This window comes from Micromonospora sp. NPDC005553 (genome assembly GCF_042871765.1).
GTDB lineage: Bacteria > Actinomycetota > Actinomycetes > Mycobacteriales > Micromonosporaceae > Micromonospora.
This window is the reverse complement of record NZ_JBIAJD010000007.1, coordinates 95,564-108,195: the sequence shown is the minus strand read 5'-3', so window position 1 is coordinate 108,195 and position 12,632 is coordinate 95,564. Positions and strand designations below refer to the sequence as shown.

Annotated in this window: 10 protein-coding genes; 8 read left to right on the top strand and 2 right to left on the bottom strand. The window is 71.7% G+C overall.

Going from position 1 to position 12,632, the window contains the following annotated elements; all coding sequences use genetic code 11:
- Positions 1-363: 363 nt before the first annotated feature.
- A complete protein-coding gene (gene rpsA, locus ACFYPG_RS27205; protein ID WP_354947972.1) occupies positions 364-1,875 on the top strand; it encodes a 30S ribosomal protein S1 in 1,512 nt (503 codons plus the stop codon).
- A gap of 470 nt (positions 1,876-2,345) precedes the next feature.
- Positions 2,346-3,527 carry a dephospho-CoA kinase gene (gene coaE, locus ACFYPG_RS27200; RefSeq protein ID WP_387354293.1) on the top strand — a complete coding sequence of 394 codons (1,182 nt, stop codon included), beginning with the start codon at positions 2,346-2,348 and terminating at the stop codon, positions 3,525-3,527.
- 8 nt (positions 3,528-3,535) lie between these two features.
- Here coaE and ACFYPG_RS27195 read toward each other — a convergent pair whose 3' ends face one another.
- Complete coding sequence (locus ACFYPG_RS27195) at positions 3,536-5,500, bottom strand: hypothetical protein (protein ID WP_387354292.1); 1,965 nt, start codon at positions 5,498-5,500, stop codon at positions 3,536-3,538.
- Positions 5,501-5,706: 206 nt separating this feature from the next.
- Between ACFYPG_RS27195 and uvrB the strand changes: the two genes are divergently transcribed.
- The 4 genes from uvrB to ACFYPG_RS27175 all read left to right on the top strand — a co-directional run bounded on the left by uvrB (position 5,707) and on the right by ACFYPG_RS27175 (position 10,220).
- Positions 5,707-7,815: an excinuclease ABC subunit UvrB gene (uvrB, locus tag ACFYPG_RS27190; protein WP_355010256.1), complete on the top strand. Its 2,109-nt coding sequence runs from the start codon at positions 5,707-5,709 to the stop codon at positions 7,813-7,815.
- 82 nt (positions 7,816-7,897) lie between these two features.
- A complete protein-coding gene (locus ACFYPG_RS27185) occupies positions 7,898-8,707 on the top strand; it encodes a helix-turn-helix domain-containing protein (protein WP_355010257.1) in 810 nt (269 codons plus the stop codon).
- 90 nt (positions 8,708-8,797) lie between these two features.
- Positions 8,798-9,166, top strand: coding sequence for a VOC family protein (locus tag ACFYPG_RS27180; protein ID WP_355010258.1), 369 nt, complete (start codon positions 8,798-8,800; stop codon positions 9,164-9,166).
- 196 nt (positions 9,167-9,362) lie between these two features.
- The gene (locus ACFYPG_RS27175; protein ID WP_387354291.1) at positions 9,363-10,220 is read left to right on the top strand and encodes a helix-turn-helix domain-containing protein; all 858 of its coding nucleotides are present in this window, start codon (positions 9,363-9,365) and stop codon (positions 10,218-10,220) included.
- Between the two features lie 122 nt (positions 10,221-10,342).
- Here the strand turns inward: ACFYPG_RS27175 and ACFYPG_RS27170 are convergent, their stop codons facing one another.
- A complete protein-coding gene (locus tag ACFYPG_RS27170; RefSeq protein ID WP_357200510.1) occupies positions 10,343-10,636 on the bottom strand; it encodes an antibiotic biosynthesis monooxygenase family protein in 294 nt (97 codons plus the stop codon).
- A gap of 117 nt (positions 10,637-10,753) precedes the next feature.
- Between ACFYPG_RS27170 and pnuC the strand changes: the two genes are divergently transcribed.
- Together pnuC and ACFYPG_RS27160 are read left to right on the top strand one after the other, a co-directional pair.
- A complete protein-coding gene (gene pnuC, locus ACFYPG_RS27165) occupies positions 10,754-11,410 on the top strand; it encodes a nicotinamide riboside transporter PnuC (protein WP_387354290.1) in 657 nt (218 codons plus the stop codon).
- Entirely contained in the window at positions 11,407-12,531 is a 1,125-nt protein-coding gene (locus ACFYPG_RS27160; RefSeq protein WP_387354289.1) for an AAA family ATPase, read from the top strand. Before pnuC ends, ACFYPG_RS27160 begins: the two co-directional genes overlap by 4 nt.
- Positions 12,532-12,632 lie beyond the last annotated feature (101 nt).

The window sequence follows — 12,632 nt, the reverse complement described above, 5'->3', positions numbered from 1 at the left end:
AGCGACACCAGGAAGCCGGGGCGACCAATCGCGGCCCGTGGTGCGCACCCACGGGGCGGGAGGGGCTGTTGTGACGCAGGAGACAGCAGCGGTGTTTTCCGGGCGATTGTTCGGCTTTCGCAGGTCATCGCACGAAGAGAACCCGGGAGGGCTTGCACGCTGTGGTAATGCGCACGGTAGGCTAGACGATGCGCTCGCGGATCGCGTTGCCTCGGCAGGGAGCAGGTACGCGGTCGTCGGAGCCACATCATGATCTCACTAGGCGATCGTTCGGTGTGCCCGGCGACGGATCCGCTGGCGCGAACAGGTCACTGCGACACACCAGCCTGCTGTGACAACCCACCGACCGGAGCAACCGCCCACATGACGAGCAGCATCGAGGCCCCCTCGAGCGCCACCCGGGTCACCCACGACGATCTCGGTTCCGAGGAGGCATTCCTCGCCGCGATCGACGAGACCATCAAGTACTTCAACGACGGCGACATTGTCGAAGGCACCGTCGTCAAGGTCGATCGGGACGAGGTCCTGCTCGACATCGGCTACAAGACCGAGGGTGTCATCCCCTCTCGTGAGTTGTCGATCAAGCACGACGTGGACCCCGCCGAGGTTGTGACGGTTGGTGACCACATCGAGGCCCTGGTCCTCCAGAAGGAGGACAAGGAGGGTCGTCTGATCCTCTCCAAGAAGCGGGCACAGTACGAGCGGGCCTGGGGCACGATCGAGAAGATCAAGGACGAGGACGGCGTCGTCCGCGGTTCGGTCATCGAGGTGGTCAAGGGCGGCCTCATCCTCGACATCGGGCTGCGCGGCTTCCTGCCCGCGTCCCTGGTCGAGATGCGTCGCGTGCGCGACCTGCAGCCGTACGTCGGGCGTGAGCTCGAGGCCAAGATCATCGAGCTGGACAAGAACCGCAACAACGTGGTCCTGTCCCGCCGGGCCTGGCTGGAGCAGACGCAGTCCGAGGTGCGCACCGAGTTCCTCAACAAGCTGCAGAAGGGCCAGGTCCGCAAGGGCGTCGTGTCCTCGATCGTCAACTTCGGCGCCTTCGTGGACCTGGGCGGCGTCGACGGTCTGGTGCACGTCTCCGAGCTGTCCTGGAAGCACATCGACCACCCGTCCGAGGTCGTCGAGGTCGGCCAGGAGGTCGAGGTCGAGGTCCTGGACGTCGACCTGGACCGCGAGCGGGTCTCGCTGTCGCTGAAGGCGACCCAGGAAGACCCGTGGCGGCAGTTCGCCCGCACCCACGCGATCCAGCAGATCGTGCCGGGTAAGGTCACCAAGCTGGTTCCGTTCGGTGCGTTCGTCCGCGTGGACGACGGCATCGAGGGTCTGGTCCACATCTCCGAGCTGGCCGAGCGCCACGTGGAGATCCCGGAGCAGGTCGTCCAGGTTGGCTCCGAGGTCATGGTCAAGGTCATCGACATCGACCTGGAGCGTCGCCGGATCTCGCTGTCGCTCAAGCAGGCCAACGAGGGCTTCGTCGAGGGCGAGGAGCACTTCGACCCGACCCTCTACGGCATGGCCGCGACGTACGACACCGAGGGCAACTACATCTACCCCGAGGGCTTCGACCCGGAGACGGGCGAGTGGCTCGAGGGGTACGACAAGCAGCGCGAGACCTGGGAGAACCAGTACGCCGAGGCTCGTGTCCGCTGGGAGGCCCACACCAAGCAGGTGCAGACCTCTCGGGCTGCCGACGCCGAGGCTGCTGCCAACCCGACTCCGGTCGTCCCGGCCGCTGGCGGCGGCGGTGGCGGTGGCACCACCTCCTCGTCCAGCCCGGCCCCGAGCCGGCAGGCCGAGGAGCCGGCCGGCACGCTGGCCACCGACGAGGCGCTCGCCGCACTGCGGGAGAAGCTCGCCGGCGGTAAGTGACCCGCTGAACGACGACGGGCCCCGTCCCCGCGATCTCCGGATCGCTGGGGGCGGGGCCCTCGCCGTATCCGCCGACCGCCCCGCCGCCTCGCCGCCCCGCCGCCTCGCCGCCTCGCCGCCTCGCCGCCCCGCCGGCTCGCCGGCTCGCCAAGATCGTGCTCGATCCATGATGTAGGGGCCTCCCCAGCGCCGTAGACCACTACATCCTGGTTCGAGCACGATCTTGGCGGTCGTGGGCGTCCCGAACCCCGCTTTCGGTGTCTCCGAGGGCGGAGTTCGTCGTCATGATTCGCGCAACATCAGGGATGTTGCTGTCTCGCGCGCGTCGGAGGCAGCAACATCCCTGATGTTGCTCGGATCTTGGCGCGGGGCGCGGGGCGCGGGGCGAGTCCCGGGGTGGGGTGGTGGCGAGGTGTCGCCGGGTCGTGGGTGGGTTGGCGGCGGGCTTGTCGATCCGGTTGACTGTCCGGGTGCTGAGGGTGGGGTTGACCGGCGGAATCGGGTCAGGAAAGAGCGCGGTGGCCGCGCGGCTCGTCGAGCGGGGCGCGGTACTGATTGACGCGGACCGGGTGGCCCGGGAGGTGGTGGCGCCGGGTACGGACGGGCTGGCCGAGATCGTCGCCGCCTTCTCCGACGCGGTGGTGGACGCCGATGGCGCACTGGACCGTGCCGCACTGGGAGCGGTGGTGTTCGCTGACGAGACCGCCCGTCGTCGGCTGGAGGCGATCACCCACCCCCGGGTCCGGGCCCGCACCGCGGAACTGGCCGCCGCGGCGGCAGCCGACGCGATAGTCGTCAACGACGTACCGCTGTTGGTCGAGGTGGGTCTCGCGCCGACGTACCACCTGGTGGTTGTGGTGCAGACGGCCGTGGCGACCCGACTGCAGCGGCTGGCGCGTGACCGGGGGATGAGTCGCGCGGAGGCCGAGCGGAGGATCGCCGCCCAGGCCGACGACGCCCGCCGTCGGGCGGCGGCGGACGTGGTGCTGACCAACGACGGGAGCCTGACGGCGCTGCACGACGCCGTCGACCTGCTCTGGGAGCAGCGGTTGGTGCCCTACGAGGACAATCTGCGCCAGCGGCGGGTGGTCCCGCCCGACGAGGCCGAGTTGGCCTGGGCCGACGCGAGTTGGCCGGAGCAGTACGCGCGGCTGGCCGCCCGGATCCAGCACGCGCTCGGCTCGAGTGCCCTCCGGATCGATCACATCGGCTCGACGGCGGTGCCCGGCCTGGCCACGCAGAACGTCATCGACGTGCAGGTGGCGGTCGCCAGCCTCGCCGACGCCGACGGGCCGTTGGCCGATCGGCTGGCGAGCGCCGGGTTCCCACGGGTGCCGGGGCAGTGGTGGGACGACCCGCGCCCGGCCGGCAGGGGCCGCTGGGAGAAGCGGTTGCACGGTAGTGCGGACCCGGCCCGCCCCGTCCGTCTGCACGTGCGGGTGGCGGATTCGCCGGGTTGGCGGTACGCGCTGTTGATGCGCGACCACCTGCGTGCCGACCCGGATCAGCGAGCCACGTACCTGCTGCTCAAGCGGGAACTCATCGACGCGGCCCCGGTGGCCGGCAATTCCGGGACGGGCCGCAACCCGTGGTTCGACGAGGAGTACCTGCGGGCCGAGCAGTGGGCCGCGCAGACCGGCTGGCGTCCCTGAGGAATCGGTCAGCGGGCACCGGGCCGGGGTGCCGGAGAGCGAGGGGCCGGGGGTCGAGGGTTGGCAGCCAGTCGGGGCACGACGGCGGGCTGGAGATCCAGGTGTGCCCACGCGCCGGCGTCGGTCTGCAACTCGAGCCGGCGGAGCGACCCGTCCCGGTCGAGCCAGTAACGCAGCCGCGCGTCGGCCGGGCCCGATTCGATGACGTCCACTGTTCGTCCGGCAATGACGTCCTCGCGTACCCGCACGGCCGCGCCGCGCTGCCCGACCGACCCGGCGGCTATCGCGGCGTCGACCAGCACACTCAGGTCGTCTCGGGCGGGCCGGGAGACGCGCCATCCCCCGGTCGGGGGCGGTAGCGGCGGCCGGGCCGGCGCCTCCGCGGTGCCGCCGCCACCATCGGCCGCGGGCAGGTCCGCCCGGGCCAGGCCGGCGGCGTCGCGGCGCAGCAGGGTCCGGCGCTCCGGTACGCCCAGGTCGGCGACCGCGAGGTACGCGCTGCGCGCGGTCCAGCTCAACCAGCCTGCGCCCCGCAGGTTCGTCTCAGTGCCCATCGGTGCGGTCAGAGTCACGGTGGCACCGCCGTGGGCGCGGAGCCGGGCAGGCAGCCGGTCGAGCCGACGTTGCTCGGCGTCGGTCAGCGCGCGGGGCAGACCGGGGCGACCGCCGAGTGCGTCCACCGGTCGTAGCGTTGGCCGGTCCTCGCGGTTGAAGATCATCGTGACCGGCCCGGTGCCGGGCAGCACGGTTACCAGCTTGTGCAGGCGGGCGTCCTGATCGAGCCAGTACCGGGTCTTCCCGTCCGGGGCGGGCGTCGCGGCGCTGGGGGTGCCGATGGCCGTGCTGGCGGCTGGCGTGCCGCTGGGCAGTGGTGCCTGTATGACGTCGAGTGGGCCGGCCGGGACGGCCTCGCGGGCGATCCAGCGCGCCCCGTCGGACGGTGCGGTCCGGGTCGTGGTGTCGGGGCGGTCGGCGGCGAGATCGAGGAGCAGGTCGAGCACCGGTGCCAGGTGCGCCCCGGGTGCCGGTCGGTGCAGCTGCCACCGGTCCGTCGGGGGCATCAGTGGTGGTGCGGCGGGAGTGGGCACCGCCGCCGGATCGGGCCGGATCACCAGCACCGGACCGCTCCTCTGCAACAGCCCGCGTTCGGCACCCGCTCCCGGCCCGCCCACGTCGAGGTAGAGCAGTGACCGGGACCAGTCCACCCAGCCCACCAGTTCGATGCGGGCGGCGCCGGTACCGGCCGTGACCCGTACGCCGGCGCGCAGGTCCCGCAGGTTGGTGACCCGCACGGCGGCCAGCCGCTCACCCTCCGCCAGGGTCAGTGGCCGGGCCGGCTCGGGCGGGTCGGGCGCCCAGCTCAACAGCCCGAGCACCAGCGCCGTCGCGGACGTCACCGCCGTCAGACCGAGCAACAGCAGCACCGTACGCCGACGACGGCCGGCCGAGGGCGGCCCGGCGGTGTCGGCGGCCTCGGTGGTGTCAGTGGTGTCCGGGGTGTCGCCGCTGCGGGTGGTCTCGCGGTTCTCCGCGAGGCTCCGCTCGGCGGCGGCCCGCCGCGTGTCCTTGGTCCCGCGACCGGCGGTGGCTCGGCGCGCGCCGCCGGCGGACCGGCCGGCCGTGGACCTGCTCCCGGTGTCGGTGGTTCGGCCGGCTGTGGACGTGTTCCTGGCGTCGTCGGTTCGCCCGGCCGCCGGGGTGCCGCCGACCGGGCCGGTGCGGTGCCGCCCGCTGCCGCTGGCCGTGCCCTCGCTGGTGCCCGGGCCCTCGCCGGTGCTCGGGCCGTTGCCGCTGGCCGGGCCCTTGCCGGTGCTCGGGTCGTCCGGCGGGGGTGTGGCGGTGCGGGCGGTGTCGGGTGCCGGGGTCGGAGAGGTGTCCACGGAGATGAAACGGGCGGGGAGGCACCGGGGTGACGAGCAGGGGCGCTCGCGGCGGCCGGTCTGCGCCTCGAGCGCGACCACACGGGTGCGCACGCCGGACGAGCCGGGTGCTGCGACCGCAGTGCCGGGGGTGACCGGCCGTGATGTTGGCCTGGCCACCGGCCCGGTCGGCCGCCGCGAGCGGCCTACATGAAGAGGGTAGTCCCGGTGACATGGGCCACACAATGGGAATATTGAAGCCGATCACGTACCTGGCGTGACGGCCGTTCCTGTCGGACCTCCGGCGTACCGTTGATGGCATGGCGCTCGACATTCCCCGGCTGGACAGCCGCTTCCAGGTCGTCAGTGACTTCCAGCCGGCCGGCGACCAACCAGCGGCCATCGATGACCTTGAGCGCCGAGTTCGGCGCGGCGACCGCAACACGGTGCTGCTCGGCGCGACCGGCACCGGCAAGAGCGCCACCACTGCGTGGCTGATCGAGCGGCTGCAACGCCCCACCCTGGTGCTCGCCCCGAACAAGACGCTCTGCGCACAGCTGGCCAAGGAGTTCAGCGAGCTGCTGCCGCACAACGCGGTCGAATACTTCGTCTCGTACTACGACTACTACCAGCCCGAGGCGTACATCCCGCAGACCGACACCTACATCGAGAAGGACTCCTCGATCAACGAGGAGGTGGAGCGGCTACGGCACTCGGCGACGATGTCGCTGCTCACCCGCCGCGACGTGATCGTTGTGGCGACCGTCTCGGCGATCTACGGCCTGGGCACCCCGGAGGAGTACCTCAACCGGGCGGTGAAGGTGCAGATCGGGCAGGAGCTCGATCGCGACCAGTTGCTGCGCCGGCTGGTCGACATCCAGTACACCCGCAACGACATGGCCTTCCAGCGGGGCACCTTCCGGGTTCGCGGCGACACGCTGGAGATCATCCCGGCGTACGAGGAGCTGGCGATCCGGATCGAGCTGTTCGGTGACGAGGTGGAGAAGCTCTACTACCTCAACCCGTTGACCGGTGACGTGGTCCGCGAGGTCGACCAGTTGGTGATCTTCCCGGCCACCCACTACGCGGCCGGTCCGGAGCGGATGGAACGGGCGATCCGTGACATCGAGGTCGAGCTGGCCGAGCGCCTCGCCGAGCTGGAGCGGCAGGGCAAGCTGCTGGAGGCGCAGCGGCTGCGGATGCGCACCACCTACGACATCGAGATGATGCGGCAGGTGGGCTTCTGCTCCGGCATCGAGAACTACTCGATGCACATGGACGGGCGGCTGCCCGGCAGCCCGCCGCACGCCCTGCTCGACTACTTCCCCGACGACTTCCTCACTGTGGTCGACGAGTCGCACGTGACCATCCCGCAGATCGGCGGCATGTACGAGGGCGACGCGTCCCGCAAGCGGATGCTCATCGACCACGGCTTCCGGCTGCCCAGCGCTGCCGACAACCGGCCGCTGCGCTTCGACGAGTTCCTGGAGCGGGTCGGCCAGATGGTCTACCTCTCCGCGACCCCCGGCACCTGGGAGATGGAGCAGGCTCAGGGCGAGTTCGTCGAGCAGGTGATCCGACCCACCGGTCTGGTCGACCCGGAGGTCGTGATCAAGCCGACCAAGGGCCAGATCGACGACCTGATGCACGAGATCAAGCTGCGGACCGACCGGGACGAGCGGGTGCTGGTCACCACGCTGACCAAGAAGATGGCCGAGGACCTGTCCGACTACCTCCTGGAGAACGGCATCCGGGTGCGCTACCTGCACTCGGAGGTCGACACGTTGCGCCGGGTGGAGCTGCTGCGCGAGCTTCGCAAGGGTGACTACGACGTGCTCGTCGGCATCAACCTGCTCCGCGAAGGTCTGGACCTGCCCGAGGTGTCGCTGGTGGCGATTCTCGACGCCGACAAGGAAGGCTTCCTGCGCAGCGGCCGCTCGCTGATCCAGACCATCGGGCGGGCCGCCCGTAACGTCTCCGGCCAGGTGCACATGTACGCCGACAAGATCACCCCGTCGATGGCGGCGGCGATCGACGAGACCGATCGGCGTCGGGCCAAGCAGATCGCGCACAACGAGGCGCACGGCATCAGCCCGGAGCCGCTGCGTAAGAAGATCCACGACATCCTGGACGACATCTACCGCGAGGCCGAGGACACCGAAAACTCCCGGGTCGGCGGCGCGGTGCGTCAGCTTTCCCGAGGCAAGGCGCCGGTCAAGGAGACCCGCAGCCGTAGCCGGTCCGCCGCGACCGTCACCTCACGGGAGGGGATGGCCCGCGCCGACCTCGCCCAGCTCATCCAGGAGCTCAACGACCAGATGCTGGCTGCCGCCCGCGAGCTCCAGTTCGAGTTGGCGGCCCGGATCCGCGACGAGGTCTCCGACCTGAAGAAGGAGCTGCGCGGCATGGACGCCGCCGGCGTGAAGTGACGGCCACCCGGTCGGCCCCGCCCAGCGCACCGCTCGGGCCCGGCCGACCGGGGCACGCGAAGGGCGGGCACTGTTGACGGCGGTGGCGCCGATCGGCGAGATGGTCTTCGGGCTGCCCGACGCCAGCCTGCGTCCGTTCGTCGACAGGTACGTGGGCTACCGGGAACGAGCGGACGTGCCACTGGTCCGCCGGGAGTCGGCGGGCGTCTTCGTGGTGCTGATACTGGGCTGGGGCGCTCCGCTGGACGTGACCGACCGCCGTAGCGCCGAGCGTGGCGTCACCGCTGTCGACTCGTTCGTGGCCGGCACTTTCGACAGTTGGTGCACCACGCGCACCGTGGGCGTGGGGGAGGGCGTCCAGTTGCTGCTCGCCCCCCTGGCCGCCCGCCGACTTCTCGGTCTGCCCCTGGGCGAGCTGACCAATCGGGCCGTCGGCGTCGGGCAGCTCCCGGGCCGTTGGCTGGATCGGCTGCGCGGCCAGCTCGCCGAGGCCACCGGCTGGTCGGAGCGGTTTGACCTTCTCGACCGGGTCCTCGCCGCCCGGCTGGCGGCGTCCCCGCCGGTGGACCCGCGGCTCGACTGGGCGTGGCGGTGGCTGACCGCCAGCGGTGGGCGGGGGAGCGTCGGTGTTCTCGCCGACGAGTTGGGCTGGAGCCGCCGGCACCTCGCGTCCCGATTCCGGCAGGAGGTCGGGCTGCCGCCCAAGATGGCCGCCCGGCTGCTGCGTTTCCAGCAGGCTCAGGCCGCGTCGACCCACGCCGGCGAGGCCGGGCGGGGAGTCGACTGGGCCGCCGTGGCGGCGGGCTGCGGCTACTACGACCAGTCCCACCTGATTCGGGACTTCCACGAGTTCGCGGGGGCGACGCCGGCCGCGCTGCTCTCCGGCCGCTGACGGCCGCCAGCCGACCGGAGCCGGTTCGGCGACCCGCCGAGGTCACATTCGTCCAATCCGGAGCCGCGCCACTGGCCGCAGAATCGGGTCATGCGAACCATCTATCCGATCTTCCGTTATCCCGATCCCCGCGCCGCGATCGACTGGCTCGGTGCCGCCTTCGGTTTCCGGGTGCACGCCGTGCACGAGGCGCCGGACGGTGCGGTCGCGCACGCCGAGCTGGTCCTCGACACCGGCATGATCATGCTGGGTGGTCGGGCCGACGCCCCGCCCCGGCCGGCCGATGACGGCTGGTCGGTCTACGTGGCCGTGCCGGACGTCGACGCCCACTGCGCCCGGGCCCGCGCGGCCGGCGCCGAGATCATCCGCGAGCCGTTCGACACCGACTACGGCTCCCGTGACTACGCGGCCCGCGATCTGGCCGGTTACGTCTGGTCCTTCGGCACCTACCGACCCTGAGTCCGGCTACGCCGATCGGGGATGGACGGCCCGCCGGGACCAGCCTTCCCGGTCTGAAACTGCACTGACCTGCGGAAACGATCTGCTCCGGCGAGCCGGTCCGGCCAGCGGCGTCGAATACCCTGATTGCGGTGCGCGAGCGAGCTATTGCACTGGGTGATCGTCCTGCGTAGTCTCCCTCGGTGGGGAGGCCGGGATGCCGCTGCCAACAAGTCCTGTCATTCGACGTGCACGTCTCGGCGCGGAGCTGCGCCAACTCCGTCGGCGCGAGTCGCTGACCCTGGAGCAGGTCTGCGACCGGCTGGGCTGGGCCTCGACGTCGAAGCTGTCCCGCATCGAGCTGGGTCAGAGTCGCCCGGACCTCGCCGACGTGCTCGATCTGCTGGACGTCTACAAGGTGCCCACGCCCGCGCGGGAGGCGCTGATCGTCATCGCCCGGGACGCGGCGACCAGCCGAGGCTGGTGGAAGACGCTGGGCGAGATGAGCGAACGGCAGCGCACCTACGCGGAGTTGGAGGCGGGCGCCGCCGACATCGTCGAGTACCAGCCGTCGGTGGTGCCGGGGCTGCTCCAGACGCCCGCGTACGCCCGGGTGTTGGTCAGCGCCGGCGTCCAGCTCACGCCGGACGTCGATGTGGAGGCCGAGGTGCGCGCGCGGGCACTGCGGCAGGAGGTGCTTCGGCGGGCCTACCCGCCGCGCTACATGGCGGTGCTCGCCGAGGCTGTCTGCGACCCGGGTGACCTGCCGGTGGCGGTCTGGCGTGAACAGTTGCGTCACCTGGTCGCCGTGACCGGCCTGTCCCACGTGACGGTGCGGCTGTTGCCACGCGGAGCGGCAGGTGGCGGGCTGCATCCGCTCACACCCTATTCCTGCTACGCCTTTCCCGACCCGGCGGACCCGCGCACGGTCATGCTCGAGGCGTTGACCACCGACGTCCGGTTGGCCACCGTGCTCGACGTCGACCGCTACGAGCGGATGACCGCGGCGCTGCTGGCCGCGGCGTTGTCACCGGAGGAGACGGTCACCGTGCTGGCCCGCCGTGTCGGCGAGTGAGTGTCGACCGGTGCCGACGGTGGCGCGCCGCGCGGCCACCGGACCCGGCGCCCCCGAGCCCGTCGGGGCCGGCGGCCGGCGCGTGCGCCCGGCACGATAACCGCGGGGTACGACAGCTCGGCTCAGGCCGGTACGTCGAGGAAGTGTTCGACAATGGGCGGTCCCGCGAAGTGCGGCCCGATCAGCGCCCGCCACGCGTCGAACCGTTCGGTGGCCCGGAAGTTGTTCTCGTGCGCCTCGACCGAGTCCCATTCGACGAGCAGCACGAACCGGGTCGGTGACTCGATTCCTCGGGTCATCCGCACGGACCGGCAGCCGGTCGCTCCGGCGAGCACCGGGTGACCCTCGGCGTACGCGGCGGCGAACGCGTCCTCGTGTCCGGGTAGTACGTCGATCAACGCGACCTCAAGCACCATGTCGGACAGCCTCCCACGGCGGTCGGGGCGGTCGGTGTAGCGGGGCCGTGCCGGACCACTGCCTGGGCTCCGCCTCGGCTCGACCGAGGGCGTTGACACGGATCCTAGGGTGGCCTCGTGATCATCGACTGGCTGACCGGCACCGCGTTTCGGGTGGCCGGGACGGGCACCACCTGGGCGGAGCTGCTGGGGTTCTTGACCGGTGTGCTCAACGTGTGGTTGGTGGCCCGGCAGAAGATCGCCAACTGGCCGATCGGCATCGCCAACGTGCTGCTGCTCATGGTGCTGTTCTGGACCGCCGGGCTGTACGCCGACGCGGGGCTCCAGGTCGTCTACGTCGCGCTCGGCTGCTACGGCTGGTGGCACTGGCTGTTCGGGGGCGAGCGGCGTACCCGGCTCACTGTCAGCCGGACGGGGCGGCGGGAGTGGCTGGGGCTGGCCGCCGCCGGGCTGCTGCTCACCGGCGCGCTCTGGGTCCTGCTGGACCGGGCCACCGACTCGACAGTGCCGCTGCCGGACGCGTTGACCACGGCGCTGTCCCTGCTGGCCACGTACGGGCAGACCCGAAAGCGGGTGGAGAGTTGGTGGCTGTGGATCGCCGCCGACCTGATCTACATCCCGCTGTACGCGTACAAGGGGCTACACCTGACGGCCGTGCTCTACCTGGTCTTCCTCGCCCTGTGCGTGCTCGGATTGCGGGCCTGGCGCGCCGATCTGCGTCGGGCCGACCGGCCGAGCGCGGTTCCGCCCGGCCCGGCCCCGGTCACCGCGTGAACCCCGCGACATCCGGCCGTCCGCCGGCACCACGCGGGCCGGCACGTCGGTCCACCGCCGAGTTCGGGCACGGGATGGTGGTGGGCAAGTTCTATCCGCCGCACGCTGGGCACCACGCGCTGATCCGGGCCGCCGCCGCCCGGTGCGCCGAGGTGACCGTCGTCGTGGCGCCCTCGCGTCGGGAGTCCATTCCGCTTGCGCTGCGCCTCGACTGGCTGCGAGAGGTGCACGCGGACACGCCGTGGGTCCGTGTCGTCGGCCGGTACGACGACCACCCGGTGGACTACTCCGATCCGGCGGTCTGGGACGCGCACTGCGCGGTGTTCCGCGAGGCGGTCGGGTCGGGGTCGGTGGACGCGGTCTTCTCCTCCGAGGCGTACGGCGTCGAGCTGGCGCGCCGCTTCCACGCCGTACCCGTGTCGGTTGATCCGGACCGGCGGACCGTGCCGGTGTCCGGGACGGCCGTGCGCGCGGACCCGGCGAGTCACTGGCGGTGGCTGAGCCCGCCGGTGCGGGCATGGTTCGCCCGGCGGGTGGTGGTGGTCGGGGCCGAGTCGACCGGGACCACGACGATGGCGGCGGCGCTCGCCGGGCACTACGGCACGTCCTGGGTGCCGGAGTACGGCCGGGAGTTGACCGCTCGCAAGCTGGCCCGGTTGCGGGAACGAGCGCCGGAGGCGACCGTCTTCGACGTCAACTGGGACCGGGACGACTTCCGCGCGGTGGTGCGCGAGCAGCAGGCGGCCGAGGACGCGGCGGCCCGGACGGGCGCGCCGCTGCTGGTCTGCGACACCGACGCGCGGGCGACGGCGGTGTGGGAGGAGCGCTACCTGGGCAGCGCGTCCGAGGAGGTGCGGGCGGCGGCCCGCCGGCCGGCGCTGTATCTGCTGACGGATCACCGGGGGGTGCCGTTCACCGATGACGGGCTGCGCGACGGTGAGCACCTGCGGGCCTGGATGACCGAGCGTTTCAGGGCCGAGCTGGCCGGGTGTGGCGTGCCGGTGGTGGAGTTGACCGGGCCGCACGCCGACCGGTTGGCCGCGGCGGTGCGGGCCTGCGACGACCTGCTCGCTGCTGGCTGGTCGCTCGCCGACCCGATCGCCGCACCCGACGTGCACTAGCCTCCTAGGAAGCCCTGGCGGGTGTGCGGTGGGACGCGTCGCGTGGTGTCCGGCGCCACCGGGTGCCCGGGGTGTGATCACGGGGCGTGGTGGGCAACAAT

What these genes read in the sequence shown, in the direction of transcription:
- ACFYPG_RS27175 (WP_387354291.1), top strand. Translation starts at nt 9,363, where the DNA reads ATGCCGCTGCCAACAAGTCCTGTCATTCGACGTGCACGTCTCGGCGCG.
- ACFYPG_RS27170 (WP_357200510.1), bottom strand. Translation starts at nt 10,636, where the DNA reads ATGGTGCTTGAGGTCGCGTTGATCGACGTACTACCCGGACACGAGGAC.
- uvrB (WP_355010256.1), top strand. Translation starts at nt 5,707, where the DNA reads ATGGCGCTCGACATTCCCCGGCTGGACAGCCGCTTCCAGGTCGTCAGT.
- rpsA (WP_354947972.1), top strand. Translation starts at nt 364, where the DNA reads ATGACGAGCAGCATCGAGGCCCCCTCGAGCGCCACCCGGGTCACCCAC.
- ACFYPG_RS27180 (WP_355010258.1), top strand. Translation starts at nt 8,798, where the DNA reads ATGCGAACCATCTATCCGATCTTCCGTTATCCCGATCCCCGCGCCGCG.